21 protein-coding genes are annotated in these 20483 nt (G+C 66.3%); 13 read left to right on the forward strand and 8 right to left on the reverse strand.

The window, feature by feature from the left end:
• Positions 1-76 precede the first annotated feature (76 nt).
• The 13 genes from fliF to fliR all read left to right on the forward strand — a co-directional run bounded on the left by fliF (position 77) and on the right by fliR (position 10972).
• Complete coding sequence (fliF, locus tag ABD022_RS04375; protein ID WP_343820216.1) at positions 77-1762, forward strand: flagellar basal-body MS-ring/collar protein FliF; 1686 nt, start codon at positions 77-79, stop codon at positions 1760-1762.
• Entirely contained in the window at positions 1749-2750 is a 1002-nt protein-coding gene (fliG, locus tag ABD022_RS04380) for a flagellar motor switch protein FliG (protein ID WP_325124244.1), read from the forward strand. The genes fliF and fliG overlap by 14 nt, the downstream gene beginning before the upstream one ends.
• Positions 2743-3519 (forward strand): flagellar assembly protein FliH, encoded by a 777-nt coding sequence (locus tag ABD022_RS04385; protein WP_343820218.1) that lies wholly within the window; start codon positions 2743-2745, stop codon positions 3517-3519. Before fliG ends, ABD022_RS04385 begins: the two co-directional genes overlap by 8 nt.
• Positions 3516-4979: a flagellar protein export ATPase FliI gene (gene fliI / locus ABD022_RS04390; protein WP_325124242.1), complete on the forward strand. Its 1464-nt coding sequence runs from the start codon at positions 3516-3518 to the stop codon at positions 4977-4979. The genes ABD022_RS04385 and fliI overlap by 4 nt, the downstream gene beginning before the upstream one ends.
• The gene (fliJ, locus tag ABD022_RS04395; protein ID WP_325124241.1) at positions 4976-5425 is read left to right on the forward strand and encodes a flagellar export protein FliJ; all 450 of its coding nucleotides are present in this window, start codon (positions 4976-4978) and stop codon (positions 5423-5425) included. Before fliI ends, fliJ begins: the two co-directional genes overlap by 4 nt.
• 13 nt (positions 5426-5438) lie before the next feature.
• Entirely contained in the window at positions 5439-6686 is a 1248-nt protein-coding gene (locus ABD022_RS04400) for a flagellar hook-length control protein FliK (protein WP_343820221.1), read from the forward strand.
• 84 nt (positions 6687-6770) lie between these two features.
• Positions 6771-7247 (forward strand): flagellar basal body-associated FliL family protein, encoded by a 477-nt coding sequence (locus tag ABD022_RS04405; RefSeq protein WP_325124239.1) that lies wholly within the window; start codon positions 6771-6773, stop codon positions 7245-7247.
• Positions 7247-8263 carry a flagellar motor switch protein FliM gene (fliM, locus tag ABD022_RS04410; protein WP_325124238.1) on the forward strand — a complete coding sequence of 339 codons (1017 nt, stop codon included), beginning with the start codon at positions 7247-7249 and terminating at the stop codon, positions 8261-8263. The genes ABD022_RS04405 and fliM overlap by 1 nt, the downstream gene beginning before the upstream one ends.
• Complete coding sequence (gene fliN, locus ABD022_RS04415; protein ID WP_325124237.1) at positions 8260-8787, forward strand: flagellar motor switch protein FliN; 528 nt, start codon at positions 8260-8262, stop codon at positions 8785-8787. The genes fliM and fliN overlap by 4 nt, the downstream gene beginning before the upstream one ends.
• Positions 8788-8793: 6 nt before the next feature.
• A complete protein-coding gene (fliO, locus tag ABD022_RS04420; RefSeq protein WP_343820224.1) occupies positions 8794-9114 on the forward strand; it encodes a flagellar biosynthetic protein FliO in 321 nt (106 codons plus the stop codon).
• The gene (gene fliP / locus ABD022_RS04425; RefSeq protein ID WP_325124235.1) at positions 9114-9887 is read left to right on the forward strand and encodes a flagellar type III secretion system pore protein FliP; all 774 of its coding nucleotides are present in this window, start codon (positions 9114-9116) and stop codon (positions 9885-9887) included. The genes fliO and fliP overlap by 1 nt, the downstream gene beginning before the upstream one ends.
• 10 nt (positions 9888-9897) lie before the next feature.
• On the forward strand, positions 9898-10167 hold the full coding sequence (gene fliQ, locus ABD022_RS04430) for a flagellar biosynthesis protein FliQ (RefSeq protein ID WP_325124234.1): 270 nt from the start codon (positions 9898-9900) through the stop codon (positions 10165-10167).
• A gap of 19 nt (positions 10168-10186) precedes the next feature.
• The gene (gene fliR, locus ABD022_RS04435; protein WP_325124233.1) at positions 10187-10972 is read left to right on the forward strand and encodes a flagellar biosynthetic protein FliR; all 786 of its coding nucleotides are present in this window, start codon (positions 10187-10189) and stop codon (positions 10970-10972) included.
• A 58-nt stretch (positions 10973-11030) separates the two neighbouring features.
• On the opposite strand, the gene ABD022_RS04440 is transcribed toward fliR, so the two are convergent.
• From ABD022_RS04440 to flgG, 8 genes are all read right to left on the reverse strand, one after another.
• Positions 11031-11807 carry a hypothetical protein gene (locus ABD022_RS04440; protein WP_343820227.1) on the reverse strand — a complete coding sequence of 259 codons (777 nt, stop codon included), beginning with the start codon at positions 11805-11807 and terminating at the stop codon, positions 11031-11033.
• A 2-nt stretch (positions 11808-11809) separates the two neighbouring features.
• Positions 11810-13588: a methyl-accepting chemotaxis protein gene (locus ABD022_RS04445; protein WP_343820229.1), complete on the reverse strand. Its 1779-nt coding sequence runs from the start codon at positions 13586-13588 to the stop codon at positions 11810-11812.
• Positions 13589-13788: 200 nt separating this feature from the next.
• Entirely contained in the window at positions 13789-15030 is a 1242-nt protein-coding gene (gene flgL / locus ABD022_RS04450) for a flagellar hook-associated protein FlgL (protein WP_343820231.1), read from the reverse strand.
• Between the two features lie 24 nt (positions 15031-15054).
• Entirely contained in the window at positions 15055-16737 is a 1683-nt protein-coding gene (flgK, locus tag ABD022_RS04455) for a flagellar hook-associated protein FlgK (RefSeq protein ID WP_325123735.1), read from the reverse strand.
• A gap of 115 nt (positions 16738-16852) precedes the next feature.
• A complete protein-coding gene (gene flgJ, locus ABD022_RS04460) occupies positions 16853-17827 on the reverse strand; it encodes a flagellar assembly peptidoglycan hydrolase FlgJ (RefSeq protein ID WP_343820234.1) in 975 nt (324 codons plus the stop codon).
• Positions 17828-17835: 8 nt separating this feature from the next.
• Positions 17836-18981, reverse strand: a complete 1146-nt coding sequence (locus ABD022_RS04465; RefSeq protein ID WP_325123733.1) for a flagellar basal body P-ring protein FlgI — start codon at positions 18979-18981, stop codon at positions 17836-17838.
• Between the two features lie 4 nt (positions 18982-18985).
• Positions 18986-19678: a flagellar basal body L-ring protein FlgH gene (locus ABD022_RS04470; RefSeq protein ID WP_414647384.1), complete on the reverse strand. Its 693-nt coding sequence runs from the start codon at positions 19676-19678 to the stop codon at positions 18986-18988.
• A 5-nt stretch (positions 19679-19683) separates the two neighbouring features.
• Positions 19684-20469, reverse strand: coding sequence for a flagellar basal-body rod protein FlgG (flgG, locus tag ABD022_RS04475; protein WP_325123731.1), 786 nt, complete (start codon positions 20467-20469; stop codon positions 19684-19686).
• Positions 20470-20483: the final 14 nt, after the last annotated feature.

Below are 20483 nucleotides of genomic sequence, written 5' to 3' on the forward strand. Positions count from 1 at the left end.
ACAGCATGCACATCATCCAGACCATCGGTTTCTGGCCCGGGCGCGCCCTGGCGGCCTTTTCTGCATCTTCCATCCGATGAACCCCATTGCCGACTGGATGAACCGCAACCCCGCCCTGGCGCGGCTGGCGGCCCTGCCCCGGCCGGTGCTCCTGGGCCTGGGTGCCGCGATCGTGGCCCTGCTCGTCGTCGCCGCCCTGTGGATGCGCGAGCCCGAATACCGTACGCTGTTCTCGAACGTGGAAGCCCGCGACGGCGGCGCCATCGTCTCCGTTCTCAACCAGCGCAACATCCCCTACAAATTCGCCGACAACGGCGCCACCATCCTGGTGCCAGCCGAACAGGTCTATGCACTGCGCCTGCAGTTGGCTGAACAAGGCCTGCCGCGCGGCGGCAGCGTGGGTTTCGAGCTGCTGGACGAGCCCAAGTTCGGCGCCAGCCAGTTTTCCGAGCAGATCACCTACCAGCGCGCCCTCGAAGGCGAACTCGCCCGCTCCATCGAGGCTCTGCAGCCGGTCAAGTCCGCCCGCGTGCATCTGGCCATTCCGCGCCAATCCCTGTTCGTGCGCGAACGCGAAGCCCCTACCGCCTCCGTGCTCCTGACGCTCTACCCCTCCCGCACCCTGAGCGAGTCCCAGGTCTCGGCGATTGCCTGGCTGGTGTCCTCCAGCGTGCCCAAGCTCAGCGCCGAATCCGTCTCCATCGTCGACCAGGACGGCCACCTGATGTCCTCGCCGGGCGGCGAGGCAGGCATGGACAGCACCCGGCGCAATTTCATCAACGACATCGAGCAGCGCACGGCCCAACGCATCCTGACCCTGCTCAACCCGATCGTCGGCCCTGGCAACGTACGCGCCCAGGTCAGTGCCGCCGTCGATTTCTCCCAGCGCGAGCAGACATCCGAAACCTACCGCCCCAACGAGACTCCCGGCTCGGCTGCCATCCGCAGCAAACAGACCAGCGATTCGGCGCAGAACGGCATGCTGCCGCCCGAGGGCATCCCGGGCGCCCTGTCCAACGAGCCGCCGGCCAACGCCACGGCGCCGATCCAGACGCCCGCCACTGCACAAGGCGCACAGGGACAGGCAGCCCAGGGGGCAGCCGCCACGGCTCAGGCCGGCGGCCCGACCGCAATCAACGGCACCCCCGTGGCCAGTGGGGCCCGCTCCAGCCCGGGTTCGGTACGCAACGACGCGACCATCAACTACGAGGTCGACCGCACGATCAGCCATGTCAAGCACGAACTGGGCACGCTGCAGCGCCTGTCCGTGGCCGTGGTGGTCAACTATCGCGACAAGGACGGTGAACCGGCTCCGCTGGACCAGTCCGAGATGGACAACATCAATGCGCTGGTCAAGCAGGCCATGGGCTATTCCGCCGAACGCGGCGATACGCTCAGCGTGGTGAACAGCGCCTTCACCGACCAGGAACCCCAATTCAAGCCTTGGGAAAACCCGGAATACCGCGGCCTCGCCCTGCAAGCCCTCAAGGTGCTCCTGATCCTGGCGATCCTGTTCTTCATCTGGCGCTCCGTCGTCCGGCCAATCGTCCAGGGCTTCGCCAATGCCCAGGTCGAGCGCGCCAAGAACGAGGCCCACCTGGAAACCATGCGCGAACAGCGCCGCCAGGAAGAACTGCGTGCCTCGGAAATGAACCGCTACGAGGAAAACCTGGACACCGCCCGCCAGCTGGCCCAGCGCGATCCGCGCGCCGTCGCCATGGTGCTGCGTTCATGGATGGATCCCAAGAATGCCAAATCCTGACAACGACCTGACCCGCTGCGCCATCCTGATGATGTCCATCGGCGAGGATGCGGCGGCCGAAGTCTTCAAGTACCTTTCCTCGCGCGAGGTCCAGCAGATCGGCTCGGCCATGGCCAATCTCAAGCAGGTCACGCGGGCCGACGTCGACCAGGTCCTGGAAGACTTCCGCCGCGAAGCAGACCAGTTCATGGCCGTGACCCTGGGGTCCGACGAATACATCCGCTCCGTCCTGACCAAGGCGCTGGGCACCGACCGCGCCGCAGGCCTGATCGAGGACATCCTCGAGGCGGGCGAAGGCACGGGCTCGGGCATCGACGCGCTGAACTGGCTGGAGCCCGCCAACGTGGCCGAGCTGATTGCCGACGAGCACCCGCAGATCATCGCCACCATCCTGGTCCACCTGGAGCGCGATCGCGCATCCGCGATCCTGGCGCTGCTCAACGATCGCCTGCGCAACGACGTGATGATGCGCATCGCCACTTTCGGCGGGGTGCAGCCGGCAGCCCTGCACGAGCTCACGGAAGTACTCAACGAGGTCCTGTCCGGCCAGGGCGCCAAGCGCTCGAAGATGGGCGGCGTGCGCACCGCCGCCGAGATCCTGAACTACATGAACACGGCCGAAGAAGAGGCCGTGGTCAGCAGCCTGCGCGAGATGGACGCCGACCTGGCACAGCGCATCATCGACGAGATGTTCGTGTTCGACAACCTGGTCGACGTCGAGGACACCGCCATCCAGCTCATCCTGAAGGAAATCGACACCGCCTCGCTGACCATCGCCCTGAAGGGCGCCAGCGAAGAACTCTGCGCCAAGTTCTTCAAGAACATGTCCAACCGTGCGGCCGAAATCCTGCGCGACGATCTCGAAGCCCAGGGCCCGGTGCGCATGTCGCGTGTCGAGGCCGAGCAGAAGGCCATCCTGATGGTGGCCCGCAAGCTCGCCGATGCCGGCCAGATCAACCTGTCGATGGGCAACGACGAATATGTCTGACAAGCCCGGGCCTTCCATCGATCTGGCGACGCGAGCCCGCTGGCAGCGCTGGGAAATGGAATCCCTGGAAGCGCTCAGGCCGACCCTCGGCCGCCGCGCAACCGACCGCGACCCGCGCCACCAGGCCGAACTCGCACGGCGTCGCGCCCAGGTGCTCGCCGAGGCGCGCGAAGAAGGCCTGACGCTGGGCCGGACGGAAGGCTTCGAGCAGGGCCGTGGCGAAGGCCATGCCCAGGGCCTGGAACAAGGCCGTGCCGAAGGCTACGCCCAGGGCCTGGAACAGGGCCGTGCCGAAGGCCATGCCCAGGGGTACGCCCGGGGCCTCGAAGAAGGCGCCACCCTGGCCCGCGAACAGGCCACCCGGCTGGACGGCATGGCCCGTACCTGCGCAACCGCGCTGAACCGGATCGAGGAGGAAGTCGGCCAGTCGGTCATCCACCTGGCCGTGCGCATCGCCGAACAGGTGCTGCGCACGCATATCCGCGATTATCCCAACCATATCCTGGACCTGGTCCGCGAAGTCATGCAGGCCAGGCCCGAACAGGGTGCCGCGCTGCGGCTGCGGCTGCACCCCGACGATCTCGAACTGGTGCAGGCCTTCCTGCAGCAGGCGCCGAACCCGGCAAGCTATCGCCTGAGCGCCGACGAGAGCATCACCCGTGGCGGCTGCATCGCCGAAACCGCCCTGGGATCCGTGGACGCCACACTCGAAACACGCTGGCAGCGCATCATTGCCGCGCTGGGCCAGCAGGACGGCGGTCAGCCATGACCGAGGAAGAGACAGCGACTCGCTCCCCCGGCGCCCGCTGGCGGGCGCAGCTCGCCGTCTGCGAGCAGCGGGTTTCCGCCCGCCAGCCGACCAGCCGGCAGGGGCGCGTGACGCGCGCCACCGGCCTGGTGCTCGAAGCCACCGGCCTGCAACTGCCGGTCGGAGCTGCCTGCAAGGTCCAGGTGTCGCCCGACCAGGACCGCTGGGCCGACGCCGAAGTCGTCGGCTTCCACGCCGATACTCTCTACCTGATGCCGCAAAGCGACATCACCGGCCTGCCGCCGGGCGCGCGCATCATTCCCGCCGAGACACTGCGGCTGGATCCCGTCCCGCTGCCCGACGATCCCGCCGCCACGCCCGATGCCGCCGCCATCATCACGGACCAGGTGCGCCACTTGCCGGTCGGCAACGCCCTGCTGGGCCGCGTGCTGGACGGCGCCGGCCGCCCGCTGGACGGCAAGCCCCTGCCCGCAGACCTGGACATGGCGCCCCTGACCGCCCTGCAGATCAATCCTCTGACCCGCGCGCCCGTGGATACCGTGCTCGACGTGGGCGTGCGTGCCATCAACGGCCTGCTGACGGTTGGCCGCGGCCAGCGCATGGGGTTGTTCGCCGGCTCGGGGGTGGGCAAGAGCGTGCTGCTGGGCATGATGGCCCGCTACACCAAGGCCGACGTGATCGTCGTCGGGCTGATCGGCGAGCGGGGCCGCGAAGTCAAGGAATTCATCGAACTGAACCTGGGTGCCGACGGCCTGGCCCGATCCGTGGTGGTCGCGGCACCGGCCGATGTGTCGCCATTGCTGCGCCTGCAGGGCGCGGTCTACGCCACCCGGCTGGCGGAATTCTTCCGCGACCAGGGCAAGCACGTGCTGCTGATCATGGATTCCCTGACGCGCTACGCCATGGCCCAGCGCGAGATCGCCCTGGCCATCGGCGAGCCGCCGGCCACCAAGGGCTACCCGCCCTCCGTGTTCGCGAAGCTGCCGACGCTGGTGGAGCGCGCGGGCAACGGCGCCCCTCAGGGCGACCGACCGGCCGGATCCATCACCGCGTTCTACACGGTGCTGACGGAAGGCGACGACCAGCAGGATCCGATCGCGGATTCGGCCCGCGCCATCCTGGACGGCCACATCGTGTTGTCGCGCAGCCTGGCGGAATCCGGCCATTACCCGGCCATCGACATCGAGGCCTCGATTTCGCGGGTCATGTCCGCCATCGTGCCCGACAGCCAGTTCCGCCACGTACACTTGTTCAAGCGCATGATGTCCCGCTACCAGCGCAACCGCGACCTGATCGCCGTCGGCGCCTATACGGCGGGCAACGACCCGGAAATCGACCAGGCCATCGAACGCTATCCCTGGCTGGAAGGCTACCTGCAGCAAGGCATCGACGTGCGGGTGGATTATTCCACCGCGGTGGCCGCGCTGGCTGGCGTGCTGGGTCAGGAGACTGCACCATGAGCCCCGAAACACCGCTGGATGTGCTGATCGGCCTGACCCAGGACAAGCTCGAAGAGGCCGGCCGGAACCTGTCCGAACTGAGTGCCCGCCGGCGCGAGGCGCAGGGCCAGCTGAACACGCTGGACGGCTACCGCGCCGACTATACGAAGCGTCTGCAGAACACCACCGAGCAGGGCGTATCGGCCTCGAATTACCATAACTTTAGGCAGTTTATCGCCACATTGGACGAGGCGATTTCCCAGCAAAATACGATCATTGCCCAGATCGACGTGCGCATCGAGGCGGGACGCAAGCAATGGCACGATCAAAAGCGCCGCCTGAACTCCTACGAAACCCTCAAGGCGCGCCAGGTTCGCCAGTTGCAATACCGCGAGCAACGCCGCGAACAGCGCGCCAGCGACGAAATCTCGGCCGGCCTGTACCGACGAACACGACAGCCGCATTGAATCCGCACACGCCATGAACATACCCGTCCCTCCCGTTACCAGCCCCAGCCCCCCGGCCCCGGACGCTCCGGCGCGCGGCGCGGATGCGGGCGCGGCGGACACCCCGGCCTTCTCGAATGTGCTGTCGCAGCAGCGGGACGGCGCAACTGCCCGTCCTGCCGAGTCGCGCCAGACCGAGTCCCGGCGTGCCGGCAAGGCTGATGCGGAAGCCTCCGAACGGCGGGATCCCCTCGGGCCTGACGAAACCCTGGCGTTGATCCTGGACAGCGCTGCCCTGCCTCTGATGCAGGCTGCTGCCGCCACCGACCCCCATGCCGCCCGCGTCGGCTCGGCTGCCCGTCAGGGCGCCGATGGTCCTCAGGCAGACCGTCTCCCGATCGACCTGGCCGGCCGCGCGCCGGCCGATGCGCTCGGCGCAACCCTCGACTCCGACACGAACGAAGAAACGGACGCGGGCATCCGCATCCGCATCCGCATGCCGCGTGCCGACGCAGTCGCCGCCACATCCTCGGCTGCACGCGAGCCGCTGAGCGCGCCTGCGACCGATCCGGCAAGCCAGCGGGAATCCGGCCGTACCCGCACAAGCACCGTATCTTTCCAGCACCAGGCGCCGGACCAGGCCCGGACACTGCCGTCCGCCGCCGAAGCCCAGGCAGCCGCACCCGCCTTCCGGATTCGTTCCGCTGCCGGTACGGAAGCGGTCCAGTCGGCAACGCCCGACGCGGCCCTGTCGTCGGTCGGCGCTCCTGCTGGCGCATCGCTGCTGCCAGCGGCAACCCCTGCACCGGCCGCAGCACCCGTTGCCGTGTCCACTCCGCTCTCCAGTCCGCAGTGGCCCCAGGATTTCAGCCGTCAGGTCCTGCAACTGACCCAGAACATCGCCGGTTCGGGCCATACGGTGCAGATGCACCTCAACCCGCCTGAACTCGGGCCGATCCACATCACGCTGCACGTGGGCGATTCCATCGCCCAGGCCTCTTTCGTCTCGCCGCATGCCAGCGTGCGCCACGCCCTGGAAAACGCCCTGCCGCACCTGGAGCAGCAACTGGCCCAGGCGGGCCTGTCGCTGGGCCAGGCGGATGTCGGCGACCAGCAACCAGGTCAGCAGGCCCATACCCAGGGCCAGGCGTCGCCGGCCCGGGACGGCGGAGCCGTCTTCAGCCTCGATGGCGGCACCGTCGAGACCGCTGCCCTGCAGGCAGCGCCCGCGGCCTCCCGAACGATTTCCCGCCCGGATGCGCTGGTGGACACTTTCGCGTGATTACTTACTCTTTCCCTGGGCAGGCCTCGCATTACAATGCCTCATTTCGCCCCTCTGTCATCGTGACGCATTAACCCCGGAACCATGCTCAGGCTACTCAAATTCATTCTCCTGCTGATTATCGTCATCGGCGCCTCGGTCGGCGCCACGATGTGGTTCACGAGCAGGGACAGCGCGCCCGGCACCCCGTCGGCCTCGATGATCGGACAGGCCACCCAGGCGCCCGCGCCGCAGCCGATGGTTCCCGCGCCGATCTTCGCGGAGCTCGATCCCTTCACGGTCACGCTGTACGGCGAAGTCCACAACCGGATCCTCTACACCGCGATCACCCTGCGCCTGGGCGACGAAGCCTCGCGCAAGCAAATCACCGACTACATGCCTGAAGTCCGGGATCGCATCCTCAAGGTGCTCTCGGCGCAGCAACTGCCCCTCATCCAGACGTCCGAGGGCCGCCAGGCCCTGGCCAACGACCTGAAGACCACGCTCGCGCGTCCGTTCGCTGCGCAGTTGCCCGGCCCGATGGTCGCCGACGTGCTCTTCACCGCTTTCGTGGTGCAGTAATGGTCTATCAGAGCATGCTTTCCCAGGACGAGGTCGATGCCCTGCTTGCAGGCGTCACCGGCGAGGAGTCCTCGGGCCAGCAAGCCACGGACGAATCCCAGGACGGGGTTCGTTCCTATGATCTGGGATCGCCGGACCGTGTCGTGCGGCACCGGATGCAGACGCTGGAGCTGATCAACGAACGCTTCGCCCGCCGCCTGCGTTCGATGTTCTTCGGCTTCATGCGCCGCAACGCCGACATCACCGTCAACGCGATCAAGATCCAGAAATACTCGGATTTCGAACGCAACCTGCCCGTGCCCAGCAACCTGAACATGGTGGCCATGAAGCCGCTGCGCGGCACGAGCCTGTTCACCTACGACCCGAACCTGGTCTTCCTGGTCATCGACAGCCTGTTCGGTGGCCATGGGCGCTACAACACCCGCATCGAAGGCCGCGACTTCACCAACACCGAGCAGCGCATCATCCGCCGGCTGATGAGCCTGACGCTGGACTGCTACCGCGAGGCCTGGGAATCCGTCTATCCGCTGGAGCTGGAATACCTCCGCTCGGAAATGCACACCAAGTTCGCCAGCATCAGCTCGAGCAACGACATCGTCGTGGTGGCTTCCTTCAACATCGAACTCGGTGCCGCCGGGGGCAAGCTCAACATCTGCCTGCCCTATTCCATGCTCGAACCCATCCGCGACCTGCTCACGCGTCCGCTCCAGCAGGCCGCCTCCGATGCGATCGACCAGCGCTGGACCCAACAGCTCTCGCGCGAGGTCCGCAACGCCGAGGTCGAACTGGCCGTGGAATTCGCCCGGGTCGATACATCCATCGCCGAACTGCTGCATCTCGCCGTCGGCGACGTGCTGCCGGTCGACATCCGTCCCACCGTCACGGCCCGCGTAGGCGGCGTTCCCGTGCTGGAATGCGGCTACGGCACCTTCAACGGCCGTTATGCCCTGCGCGTGCGCAAGGTTCTCGCCACGCCCGACGACTCCGACAAACTGCTAGCCCGCACCAAAAGATGAGCGACAACAAAGACGACACCCAGGACCCTAACCTGCCGGATCAGGCATCCGGTGGTTCCGTGGAGGACGACTGGGCCGCCGCCATGGCCGAACAGCAGTCCGCACACGACCAGCCCACCCAGGCCAGCGGCCTGGGCGCCGAGGACGACTGGGCCGCGGCCCTGGCCGAGCAGACCGCCGCGACCTCGGCATCGGCGGCCCAACCCGCTGCTGCCCAGGTGTTCCAGCCGCTGTCCGGCCAGGCGGCCGACGGCGACAGCGACATCGACATGATCATGGACATCCCCGTCCAGCTGTCGGTGGAACTGGGCCGCACGCGCCTGACGATCAAGAACATCCTGCAGCTGGGCCAGGGCTCGGTGGTCGAGCTCGACGGCCTGGCCGGCGAGCCTATGGATATCTACGTCAACGGCTACCTGATCGCCCAGGGCGAAGTCGTGGTCGTGGACGAAAAATACGGCATCCGCGTCACCGACATCATCACCCCCTCGGACCGCATCGCGCGGCTGAACAACCGCCGCTGATCCGCCATGGACCAGGACCAGATCCTGCGCGTCATCCTCGCCCTGCTGTTCATCCTGGGCCTGCTGCTGGTGCTGGCCTGGGTGGCCCGCAGGGGCGGCTGGCTGCCCAGGCGTGCCCAGTCCGCCCGGCTGCGCGTGCTCGGCACGCTCAGCCTGGGGGCGCGCAGTTCGGTCGCCCTGGTCCAGGTCGAGGACGCCCGTCTGGTGCTGGGCGTGACCGCCCAGCAGATCACCCTCCTGCATACCTTGCCGAACGCCCCCGGGGCCGGCGACGCCTCGCCCGGGGACTTCGCCGAGGCCCTCGGCAAAGCCCTCCCCGGTTCCTGATGCGCCACTCCACTTCTTACGCCGCACGCTCGGCGCCCTGGCTGCTGGCCGGACTGGCGCTGATCCTGTTCTGGCCCGCCAGCACCCTGGCGCAGGCCACCCTACCCGCCCTGACCGCCACGCCGGGACCCAACGGCTCCGAAACCTGGTCGCTCAGCGTCCAGACGCTGGTCATGCTGACCATGCTGTCGTTCCTGCCGGCGGCGCTGCTGATGATGACCGGATTCACCCGCATCATCATCGTGCTGGGCCTGTTGCGCAACGCGCTGGGTACGGGTGTTTCGCCCCCCAACTCCGTCCTGGTGGGCCTGGCCCTGTTCCTGACCTTCTTCAGCATGTCGCCGGTCTTCGACCAGATCTACGCCCAGGCCTACCAGCCGCTGTCGCGCGACGAGATCACCTTCGAGCAGGCGCTGGACAGGGGCAGCCAGCCGCTCAAGACCTTCATGCTGCGCCAGACCCGCGAATCGGACCTGGCTATGTTCGCGGAAATGGCCGGCGTCGGCCCCCTGGAAGACCAGTCGGCCGTTCCCCTGCGCGTCCTGGTACCCGCATTCGTGACGAGCGAACTCAAGACAGCTTTCCAGATCGGCTTCACGATCTTCATCCCCTTCCTGATCATCGACCTGGTGGTCGCCAGCCTGCTGATGGCGCTGGGTATGATGATGGTGCCGCCAGTGACGATCTCGCTGCCCTTCAAGCTGATGCTGTTCGTGCTGGCCGACGGCTGGCACATGCTGCTGGGTTCGCTCGCCCGCAGCTTTTACCAATAGGAGGCCCGACATGACGCCCGAAGCCGTAATGTCCATGACCTACCAGGCGCTGCGCGTCGCACTGACCATGGCGGGCCCCCTGCTGCTGACGACCCTGGCCGTGGGCCTGATCATCAGCATCTTCCAGGCGGCCACGCAGATCAACGAAATGACGCTGTCGTTCATTCCGAAGCTGCTGGCCGTGGGCGTCACCCTGGTGCTGCTCGGTCCCTGGCTGCTCAGCACCATGGTGGACTACATCCGCTCGCTGCTCGACTCCATCCCCGGCCTGGCCTCGTAGGGCCCGGCTGCGCTGGGCCATGATTTCCTTCCAGATCGGACAGCTCTACGACTGGATCAACAGCCTGCTGTGGCCTCTGTTCCGCATCGCCGGCCTGGTGGCGCTGGCGCCAGTCCTGGGGGAATCCACTGTGCCCATGCGGGTGAAGATCGGCCTGTCGGTCGTCATCACCGTGGTCTGTGCACCGTTGCTCGGTACCATGCCGGACATCGCTCCGGCCTCCTGGGGCGGGCTGCTGATCGCCGTCCAGCAGGTGCTGATCGGCATGGCGCTGGGCCTGTGCATGCGGCTGGTCTTCACTGCAGCAATGATGGCCGGAGAGTTCGTGGGCCTGCAGATGGGCCTGGCTTTCGCCTCGTTCTTCGATCCGGCCACCGGCGCCAATACGGCGGTGTTGTCGCGCCTGATCAATCTCGTGGCGATGCTGATCTTCCTGGCGGTCAACGGCCACCTGCTGATGCTCGACGGCCTGGTGCGCACCTTCGATCTGCTGCCCGTGGGCGCTCCCTTGATGACCGATGGCTGGGGTGCGCTGCTGGACTGGAGCTCCCAGCTCTGGATTTCCGGCATGCTGCTCGCGTTGCCGCTGGTGGTGGTGTTGCTGACGATCAATCTGTCGCTGGGCATCCTGAACCGCACGGCCCAGCAGTTGTCGGTGTTCGCCGTGGGCTTCCCGATTTCCCTAACCACAGGCCTGATCATGCTGGCCATCGTCTTGCCCCAGAGCGGCGACTTCCTGGCCGGCCTGTTCGAAGGCGGCTACCAGGCCATGGCCCGCATCGCGCGCAGCCTGGCCGGGCTATAGAACCGCCAGAACCAGCGGGAAACACAGGGCCATCGGACGATCGCCCTGCCCCGCCCTCTCAATTCCCCTTCCTGACCGGATAGGTCACTCCCGGAATCACCCTGGTGCCGGCCGGCAGCAAGGGATTGGCAGCGGGCGAGTGGCTCCGATCCGCTGCCGCGGTGCTTTTCTTTGCCTGGCCTGATCGGGCCTTGCCGGTGGCGGCCCGGCGCGCCGGCGCACTCCCTGCCCGTGTTCGTGCAGGTTTGGCACCGGAGGCCGCGGGAGCGGGCGGCTGGATGGTCAGCGACGCGGGCTGGATGGCATCGCCGGCCTGCACGGCGACAGGCACGGCTTCGCTGGCGCCTTCCGTGGCCGCCGGGGCGGCAACAGTCTGGACCGGCGGCCTGGAAGCTTCCTGACGGGCTGCATCCTCTGCCCGGGCCTGCTGATCGGCCTCTTCGGCTGTCCGGGGGCGTCGGTTCAGCGGCAGATTGACGGAATTTTCCATGCGCTGGAATGTGCCGTCCGGACCGAAGCGCAGCCAGGCCTCCTGACGGAAATAAACGGCGTCCGTGGCGACGGAGCCCTTGTAGGCCCAGCGGGCCAGCGTGGTATCCCCCTGCCGCCAGACATCCACGGGATGGGCCCCCAGGTAGCCGGACGCCTGCTCCATGGTCGTGCGGCCCACGACGATGCGGTCCAGGCCCGATGACTGGAACGATGCGCCTGTGGACGTGCAGGCCGACAGCAAGGCAGCGGAAACAGCCAGCACAGCCAGGCGCAACCGTCCGTTTCGCGGAAAACCCTCATCCGGAACCCGCCGGTGCGCAGGCCGTGCCAAGAAAAATCTCATGTTCAGAACTCCTCCCATTCTTCCTCCCGCGCCGCCTGAGTGGCGAGCGCGGCCATGCGCGCGGCGGGCAGCCGAGGTGCCACGGCGCGATCTTTTCGCACAGCGGCCCGAGGCGGTGCGGATGCCGGCACGGCGGGCGGGGCCGTCTCCGGATTGGCGTCCCCGGCAGACCCGTTTGCCAGCGCCGGTGCGGTCGGTGCGGCCGCCAGTGGCGGCATCTCCTGATGACCGGCAGCCGCATCGTCCACCTGGAACACCGCCAACGCCTGGTTGACCTCGGCGGCCAGGGATTCCAGCGATCCGGCCGATTCCGCCGCCTGCTGCACCAGCAACGCATTCTGCTGAGTCACGGAATCCATCTGCGCAACCGCCAGGTTGATCTGATCGATGCCCGAGGACTGCTCGATGGTGGCTGCAGTGATCTCGCTCATGATGTCCGACACACGAGTCACGGCCTCGACGATTTCCTTCATGGTCTCGCCCGCCCGCTGGACCTGCGACGAGCCCGCGCCGACCCGGCCGACGGAATCCTCGATCAGCGCCTTGATTTCCTTGGCGGCGCCCGCCGAGCGCTGGGCCAGCGCCCGGACCTCGCCCGCGACCACGGCAAAGCCGCGGCCCTGTTCGCCGGCGCGTGCGGCTTCCACGGCCGCGTTCAAGGCCAGGATGTTGGTCTGGAAGGCAATGCTGTCGATCACCCCCACGATGTCGGCGATCTTCTGCGAACTGTCCGAAATGCCCTTCATGGTGGCAACGACTTCCCCCACCACTTCGCCGCCGCGCGAAGCCACCTGGGATGCGGAATGCGCCAGCTGATTGGCCTGCTGTGCGTTGTCTGCGTTCTGCTTGACGGTGCTGGCCAGTTGCTCCATGCTCGCCGCCGTCTGCTGCAAGGCGGCCGCCTGCTCGTCGGTGCGGCTGCTCAGGTCCAGGTTGCCCGCCGCGATGCGCTGGGCGCTGCCGGCCATCTGCCCCATCCTGTGCCGCACTCCGGAAATCATGGTTTCCAGGCTGTCGCGCATCGTCTTCAGGCCGCGCAGCAAGGAGCCGATCTCGTCATTGGAACGCGGCACGATGGATACGCGCAGGTCGCCGCCCGCGATACGCTGCAAATGACGCCCCACGGCCTGCAGGGGCCGCAACACCGTGCGGATCAAGGTCCGGTAGGCCAGCAGCGCCAGGACCACGGCCACGGCCAGCAGCGCCAGCATGCCGATATTGGCCCGATGGAACAATTGCGCCAGTTCGTCGCGCGAGGCCGAGCTGCGGTCCTGGATGAATTTGTCGAACTGGCCGAAAACCCGGTCCATGCCCCGGGCCGCATTGCGCAGCCGGCCGCGCTTCACGGCCTCGAAGCCCTTTGCATCCTGCCGGGCAGCGAAATCGCGCAACTGTTCGACTTGCGTCCAGTAGTCGTTGAAGGATGCCGTCAGCATGTGCTGCAGGGATTCCCCAGTCGAACCGGTCAGCGCGGCCGATGCCTGCAGCGACTGCATGCTGTCGCGCGACCGCTTCAGCAACTGATCGGCCTGGCCAAGTTCCCAGAGACGTTGTTTTTCGTTGGTGATATTCAGCGCCCCGTCGACCTGGGTGGCGGCCTGCTGGGCATAAATGTAGGCATTCTTGACGTCGGAGTTCGCCTGGACGCCGATCGCGGACAGCTGCCCTACCGTGCGCTGGCTTTCCCGCTGAACGAACCAGGCGCTGCCCACCGCCGCAAACGTCAGAAGAGACAGCAGCGCCACGACCAGCGTCAGCCGGGCCCGCAGGGACAACGTCATGGATATCTTCTTCATGTCGCCTCTACCTCATCGGTATCCCAGCATGCCATGCCGGCACCGGGATGCTTCCTAAGAAAATAGGGCCTTGTAGGCCCTATTCGTCGGGATTGCCCCAGGCCCCCGATCAGGGGTCGGAGCCATCCGGGATTGCGAGGCAACCCCGGTATACCGAATGCCAGGCCGGAAATCCGGCGACCGGATCACTTGTTCCGGTTGAACAGGCTCAGGCCCTGGATGGTCTGGAATGCGAGACCCGCGCCTTCCAGCGCCATCTTGCGCAGGCTGAGCTGGGTGGTGGCTTCGTAGTAGTCCAGGTCCTCGATGTCGGACAGCGCCTTGGCATAGCCCAGGTTGCGCTGAGCGCCAGAGTTATCCAGGGCGGTCAGTTCGTTCATGCGTGCGCCCACGGAAGCGCGCACTGTCAACACGTTGTCGTACAGGGTGGCCATCGTCTGCGATGTGGTATTCATCAGGTTGCGCAAACTGGCCAGAGCACGGTCGTCTCCCTGAGCGGGCTGTTCCAGCGCATCGGCCAGATCGCCCAAGGCCTTGAACAGGTTCAGGCCTGTGGAATGCTTCAGGGGTTCAGCCGTAAAGGTGTCGCCACCCGCCGGCTCACCCTTGATTTCCAGGGTAGTGCCCTGCCCCAGATCCAGGGACGTCTGGCCCGGCGTCCAGGGCTGAGGCAAGCCAACAACGGGCGCGCCTGGGGGATCCGACGACACGTCCGTGGTTGTCACCGTATAGCTGGTACCGGTGGGATCGAACTGGATGCTGAACGAGAATTTGGCGTCGGCGTTGCCCTGCGTGTTGTCCGTGATCGCTGCGCGGCCCAGGACGGCGGTGCCGGTGTTGCCGGCGCCGGCTGCCGACAGATAATCCCGCGTCCCGGGTTGGGCGCGCTCGAAGATATCGGCACCCACATCGCTACCAGCGATCCGGCGGGTCTGGTCGGCCTGGATCAAGCGCTGCAGATCATCGCCGCTATAGTTGCCACTCGCATCATAGGCTGGGATGTCCCCCCTGGAGCCAGAAAACAGATATAGTCCATTGCCGTCGGTGGTGTTGGCGACTCCCAGGGCCGTGTCTCGGGCCTGACGCAGGATACCGGCCAGGGTGCTACGGTCAGCGTCCGATAGCGTGCCATTGCCGGTCTCGACGAGTCGGGTGCGTACGTCCTGCAGCAGTAGCGTCAATGAGTTGAGCGCGTCTTCCTCCGTACCCAGGTTCTGATTGGCCACTGCGCGATTGTCGGCGTAGCGGGCGTTCTGGGCCTGGGATTGCGACAGGTTGATGGCCTGCGACGCGCCCAGGGGATCGTCGGCCGGGGTGACCATCTTCTGGCCGGTGCCGATCTGCTGATACAGATGCAGCAGGTCGGACTGCTGGGCGTTGATGGTCTTCAGACCGGTCTGGAAAACGAGGCTGGAGCTGATGCGCATGATGAATTCCTGAACTTGGGCGCCTTAGTTGCGCAGGGCGAGCAAGGTGTCGAACAGGGTCGAGGCCGTATCGATCAAGCGTGCGGCAGCGCGGTATTGTTCCTGGTACTGCTGCAGGTTGATGTATTCCTCGTCCAGGTTGACGCCTGAGACGGCCTGCTGGGCCGAAAAATTCTGTGAAATCAGGGTTTCCTGGGCCTTTTGCGCGGTGGTGTTCTGCTGCGTCTTCACCGCTACGGTGTTGACCAGCTGCGAATAGGCTTCGTTCATGCCCATGGAGCCATTCGCCAGGATTTTCTTGGACCGCAGAGCCGCCAGTTCCAGGGCATTGTCGCCATTGGCGGTGCCGGCGCCCACGCCCGGGGACACTTCCCCTGCTGCAGCGAACTTGGCCGGATCGGTGATCGTCACCGTCATCGCGGACGCGGCATCGCGCGTGGGCTGGATCAGCCAGCTGTCGCCCGCCGACGGCGCCATGCCGTTCACGTCGATTTCAACGCCGTCGAAGCTCAGCGTCGTGCCCGCGACTGCGGGTGTCACCGTCGTGCCTTCCGGCACCCGGGTCACGGTGTAATCCGTTGCGCCCGGCCCGGTGTATTCGACCCGGTAATCCTGATTGGTGATCTTGGACAACTCGCCGGGCACATACGCGGTGGCCGGGGTTCCCGCCGTGGCGCTGTTCTTCTCGTTACCGATGGCCTTGGGCGTGCCCACATTGAAGAACTCGCCGCCCGGCGTGCCGGACAGGTCGTAACCCTTTGCGTGCTGCTCGTTGATGGCGATGGAGATTCCCAGGGCGATCCGACCCAGGTCGTTCTGCGTGGCGTCCAGGGCCTCGGAGCGGAAGGTGAGCAGGCCGCCCAGCTTGCCGCCCGTGATGCGGGAATCATCCATCTCGATGGGAATGGTATTGCCCGCAGCATCCTTCGTAGTGTAGTTGACCGCCAGGCGGGCCGGATCCGCCTTGGACGGATGGACTTCCAGGTAGTAGACGGAATCCCCGCCCAGCACGGTCTGGCCGTTGCCGATCGTCAGGCTGACCCGGTCGTCCTGCTCGTAGGCCTTGACGTCCACCAGCTGGCCCAGTTCGCTGACCAGTTGATCGCGCTGATCCAGCAGGTCGTTGGGTGGCTGCCCCGGATTGGTCGCCTTGGCGGTGGTGATCTGCCGATTCAGGTCCTGGATGCGATCTAGGTAGCTGTTGATCTGCTTGACGGTGGTATCGACCTGGGTATTGACGTTGATGCGCTGGTTGTCCAGGAAGGCATTGGCATCGCGGATCTGCGCCGCCAGGCTGTTGGCCCGGCCGATCAGTTCCTGGCGCGCGGCCACATCGGCGGGCGCCGAAGCCACAGCATCCAGGCTGTCGAAGAACTGCTGGATGCCCGGGGAAATGCCCACTGTCCGGTCGGCCACGAGATTATTGATCTGGCTGATCTGGTCGCCGTAGGTCTTGAGCGCCGCGCCGCGCGTCAGGGAACTGGTGAGCTGGTTCTGCAGGAAATTGTCATAGGACCGCTGCACGCTGACGGCCTGCACACCCCGGCCGATCCAGCCGGCCGAGGTGGGCGTGGCACCCGCCGTTTGCGACAGCACAGTCTGGCGGTTGTAGCCCGCGGTCGCGGCGTTGTTGATGTTGTGCCCGGCCGTCTGCAGACGGTTTTGCGCGACCAGGAGGCCCGCCTTGCCGAGATTCGCCAGATTCATATGCTGCAATCCTATCGGTTGCGTGCGCGCCGGGTGGGCGCACACCGTAATTCTTCCCTGACCATAACGGCATCCGCGCCTGGAAATTTAGGCCGGGGGAGGACACCGCGCGCCTTCAGCGCGCATTGAAATATCCCATGATGGAGATCAGCTTGTCGGCGTAACCCGGATCGGTGGCATAGCCGGCCTCCTGGATGCGCCGCGCAGCGGCCTCTGCCGTCGGTGCGGCCACGACCTTGCTGTAACGGTTGCTGCTGCCGATCAACTCGGCATAATCCTGGAAAGACTCGGCGTAGGATCCATAGGCGCGGAACGGCTGCGACATCCGGTGCGCGACGCCCTTCTCGTCGTATTCGGTGGTCATGACATTGACCACGTCGCCGCGCCAGCCGCTCCCGGCCTTGATGCCGAACAGGTTATGGCTGCTGCGGCCGTCGGGACGCATGATCTCGCGCTCGCCCCAGCCGGATTCCAGCGCCGCCTGGCTGAGAATCAGCTTGGCGGGCACGCCGCTGCGCCGGGCCGCCAGTTCCGCGGCAGCGGCCATGCGGTCCACGAAAGAGCGGATATGCTGGGGAGCGCCCTGAATGGCGCCTCCGATCCGGTCGCCAGCCCCGCCGCGTGCCAGGCGATCGATCAGGGAACCGATGGAATCGGCCATTTCACGCCGGCCCTCGCCGATGCGCGACTGCAGGCCGGGCAGGCGCGAACGGGCTGCTTCGGGGGGATTCGCCAGGGGATCCGCCGGCTCCTTCAGCACCCCGCCCCGCATCTGCGCCATCAGCGCCTCGGCCAGTCCCAGACCGGGGCTGGCCATGGCCAGCGCGGCCTGCTCATCGCTCATGCTCTGGGCCATGCGGGTCGCCTGGGAATCGAACAGGGACGGCATCTGCGCCGACTGCTGGCGCGCCTGCTTGAGCATCATCTGGATGAAGATCGCCTCGAACTGGCGCGCGACCTCGCGCTGCTGGTCGCGCGCGGCGCTGCCCCCGACCTGCACGCCGCGCTTCAGGGCGTTCAGGCTGCTGAAATCCAGCGCCGAAGGCGTCGCGTCCATGCTGGGCAGAGGCGAATGCAGCACGAATCCCATGGGCGGCCTCAGATGACGTCCAGGTCGGCGCGCAAGGCGCCGGCGCTCTTCAGGTTCTGCAGGATGGACAACAGATCCTGCGGGGTGGCACCCAGCGCGTTCAGCGCGCGGACCACATCGGCCAGATTGGCGCTGGTGGTGACACGCTTGATGGCACCGCCTTCGCTGCGCATCTCGATCTGGGTATTCTGCGTCACCACGGTCTCGCCGCCGCCAAAAGGCGTGGTCGGCTGGCTGACCTGCTGCTGCGGGCTGATCGTGACCGACAGGTTGCCGTAGGCGATGGCGGCTTCGTCGATCGTGACGGTGCGGTTCATCACCACCGAGCCGGTGCGGGCATTGATCACCACGCGGGCGCGGGCCGGCGGCAGGCCGACCTGCAGGTTCTCCACCTGGGACAGGAAGGCAAGCTGGGCCTTCGGGTCGGTGGGGGCACGCAATTCGATGGTGCGGCCATTGAGGGCGGTCGCCGTTTGCGCGCCGAACCTGCGGTTGAGCGCCGCCACGACATTCTGGGCGACCCCGAAGTCGCTGGTGTTCAGCTCCAGACGAACGACGCCGTCCTGGACATAGGTGGTGGGCACGCCACGCTCGACGATGGCGCCGCCGGGGATGATGCCGCCATTCAATTGATTGACCTGAACGCTCGCACCGCCCTGGGAAGCTCCCGCACCACCCACCAGCAGGTTGCCCTGGGCCAGCGCATAGACCTGGCCATTGGCGCCTTTCAGAGGAGTCATCAGCAACGTGCCACCCCGCAGACTCTTGGCATTGCCCATCGACGACACGACCACGTCCAGGCTCTGGCCAGGCTGGGCAAAGGCCGGCAACCGCGTCGTCACCATGACGGCAGCGACGTTCTTGACCTGCATGTTGGTTCCCTGCGGCACGGTGATGCCCAGCTGGGACAGCATGTTGGTCAGGCTCTGTTGCGTGAAGGGCGTCTGGCGCACCTGGTCGCCGCTGCCATCCAGGCCCACGACCAGGCCGTAGCCGATCAACTGGTTTTCCCGCACGCCGGTGAAGGACGCCAGGTCCTTGATGCGCTCGGCCTGCGAGACGCCGGGAAACAGCAGTGCCCCCAGGCACAGGGCCAGGGCGCCGACGGCCAGGCGGCGCGCGAAGAAGGAAATCGGAATCAGCGTTGCGGCCATGGCGTCAGAACGGGGCAATGTTGAGGAAGAAGCGCTGCAGCCAGCCCATGGTCTGGACCTCGTCCATCACGCCTTTGCTGCGGTATTCGATGCGGGCGTCGGCCACCTGGGTGGAAGATACCGTGTTGTTGCCCGTGATCGAGCGGGGATCCACCACGCCGGAAAAGCGCACGTATTCGCTGCCGCGGTTGATGGCGATCTGCTTCTCGCCCGCAACCTGCAGGTTGCCGTTGGGCAGCACACCGATGACGGTGGTCGTCAGCGTGCCGCTGAACACATTGGTCGCGCTGCTGGATCCCTTGCCTTCGGATTTATTGCCGCTGCCGGTCTCGAAGTTCTGTTTGGGACCAAGGTCGGTCGGCAGGATCGCCGGGGCCAGGCCGATGTTCATGCTGGCACTGCCGTTCCGATCGGTACTGGTGCCGACGCTCTTGGCGGCGTTGGTCTTTTCCTGGATCACGATCGTGACGATGTCGCCCACGTTGCGCGGCCTGCGGTCTTCGAACAGGGGATAGTTGCCGTAGGCGGTAGGCTGGTAGATGGATCCATTGGCCTCCGCAGCCGGCGGGACCGGCGTCGGGGGCGGCGCGGTCAGCGGCCCCGTGACGATCGGCTCGGGCGGCACCAGCGCGCATCCGGACAGCACCAGCGCGAGCGCCGCCGCCCACGCCAAACGACTCGATCCCTTCATGGACATCCTGATTACAACTGGGTCAGGCGGGCGAGCATCTGGTCGGACGTCTGCACTGCCTTGCTGTTCATCTCGAAGGCGCGCTGGGTGGTGATCATGTTCACCAGTTCCTCGGCCACATTGACGTTGGACGTCTCGACGTAGTTTTGCAGCAGGACCCCCGCACCGTCCAGTCCGGGTTGCAGCAGGTTGGCAGGCCCCGAGGCGTCGGTTTCCGCATACAGGTTCTCACCCATGCTCTGCAGGCCCGTCGGATTGATGAAGGTCGCCAGCTGCAGCTGTCCGACCTCGACGTTGGTGCCGGTCGCGCCCGGCTGGGTCACGGACACCGTGCCGTCGCGGGCAATCGTGATGGACAGCGCATTGTCGGGAATATTGATGCCCGGCTGGATGGGATATCCGCCCGCGGTCACCAGCATGCCGTTCTGGTCGCGCTGGATGCTGCCGTCGCGCGTGTAGGCAAAGGAGCCGTCGGGCATTTCCACCTGCAGGAAACCGTTGCCCTGGATGGCCACGTCCAGCGTGTTGCCGGTTTCCTTGAGATTGCCCTGGGTGTGGATTCGCTCGGTGGCGACAGTGCGCGCGCCGGTGCCGATCTGCAGTCCGGAAGGCAGCTGGTTGGCCGCACCGACGCTGGCGCCCGGCTGGCGCATGGTCTGGTACATCAGATCCTCGAACACGGCGCGGCTGCGCTTGAAGCCCGTGGTGTTGACGTTGGCCAGGTTGTTGGAGATCACGTCCATGCTGGTCTGCTGGGTTTCCAGACCGGTCTTGGCGATCCACAGGGAACGTATCATGTCGCTGGGTCCTG

Source organism: Castellaniella daejeonensis (genome assembly GCF_039523555.1).
GTDB classification, from domain to species: Bacteria; Pseudomonadota; Gammaproteobacteria; order Burkholderiales; family Burkholderiaceae_B; genus Castellaniella; species Castellaniella daejeonensis.

Coding starts and splice junctions, on each gene's coding strand:
- fliN (WP_325124237.1), top strand. CDS start 8,260: ATGAGCGACAACAAAGACGACACCCAGGACCCTAACCTGCCGGATCAG.
- ABD022_RS04405 (WP_325124239.1), top strand. CDS start 6,771: ATGCTCAGGCTACTCAAATTCATTCTCCTGCTGATTATCGTCATCGGC.
- ABD022_RS04400 (WP_343820221.1), top strand. CDS start 5,439: ATGAACATACCCGTCCCTCCCGTTACCAGCCCCAGCCCCCCGGCCCCG.
- fliI (WP_325124242.1), top strand. CDS start 3,516: ATGACCGAGGAAGAGACAGCGACTCGCTCCCCCGGCGCCCGCTGGCGG.
- ABD022_RS04465 (WP_325123733.1), bottom strand. CDS start 18,981: ATGGCCGCAACGCTGATTCCGATTTCCTTCTTCGCGCGCCGCCTGGCC.
- flgJ (WP_343820234.1), bottom strand. CDS start 17,827: ATGGGATTCGTGCTGCATTCGCCTCTGCCCAGCATGGACGCGACGCCT.
- ABD022_RS04470 (WP_414647384.1), bottom strand. CDS start 19,678: ATGTCCATGAAGGGATCGAGTCGTTTGGCGTGGGCGGCGGCGCTCGCG.
- fliP (WP_325124235.1), top strand. CDS start 9,114: ATGCGCCACTCCACTTCTTACGCCGCACGCTCGGCGCCCTGGCTGCTG.
- flgK (WP_325123735.1), bottom strand. CDS start 16,737: ATGAATCTGGCGAATCTCGGCAAGGCGGGCCTCCTGGTCGCGCAAAAC.
- flgL (WP_343820231.1), bottom strand. CDS start 15,030: ATGCGCATCAGCTCCAGCCTCGTTTTCCAGACCGGTCTGAAGACCATC.
- fliJ (WP_325124241.1), top strand. CDS start 4,976: ATGAGCCCCGAAACACCGCTGGATGTGCTGATCGGCCTGACCCAGGAC.
- fliR (WP_325124233.1), top strand. CDS start 10,187: ATGATTTCCTTCCAGATCGGACAGCTCTACGACTGGATCAACAGCCTG.
- flgG (WP_325123731.1), bottom strand. CDS start 20,469: ATGATACGTTCCCTGTGGATCGCCAAGACCGGTCTGGAAACCCAGCAG.
- ABD022_RS04440 (WP_343820227.1), bottom strand. CDS start 11,807: ATGAGATTTTTCTTGGCACGGCCTGCGCACCGGCGGGTTCCGGATGAG.
- fliG (WP_325124244.1), top strand. CDS start 1,749: ATGCCAAATCCTGACAACGACCTGACCCGCTGCGCCATCCTGATGATG.
- fliF (WP_343820216.1), top strand. CDS start 77: ATGAACCCCATTGCCGACTGGATGAACCGCAACCCCGCCCTGGCGCGG.
- ABD022_RS04445 (WP_343820229.1), bottom strand. CDS start 13,588: ATGACGTTGTCCCTGCGGGCCCGGCTGACGCTGGTCGTGGCGCTGCTG.
- fliQ (WP_325124234.1), top strand. CDS start 9,898: ATGACGCCCGAAGCCGTAATGTCCATGACCTACCAGGCGCTGCGCGTC.
- fliO (WP_343820224.1), top strand. CDS start 8,794: ATGGACCAGGACCAGATCCTGCGCGTCATCCTCGCCCTGCTGTTCATC.
- ABD022_RS04385 (WP_343820218.1), top strand. CDS start 2,743: ATGTCTGACAAGCCCGGGCCTTCCATCGATCTGGCGACGCGAGCCCGC.
- fliM (WP_325124238.1), top strand. CDS start 7,247: ATGGTCTATCAGAGCATGCTTTCCCAGGACGAGGTCGATGCCCTGCTT.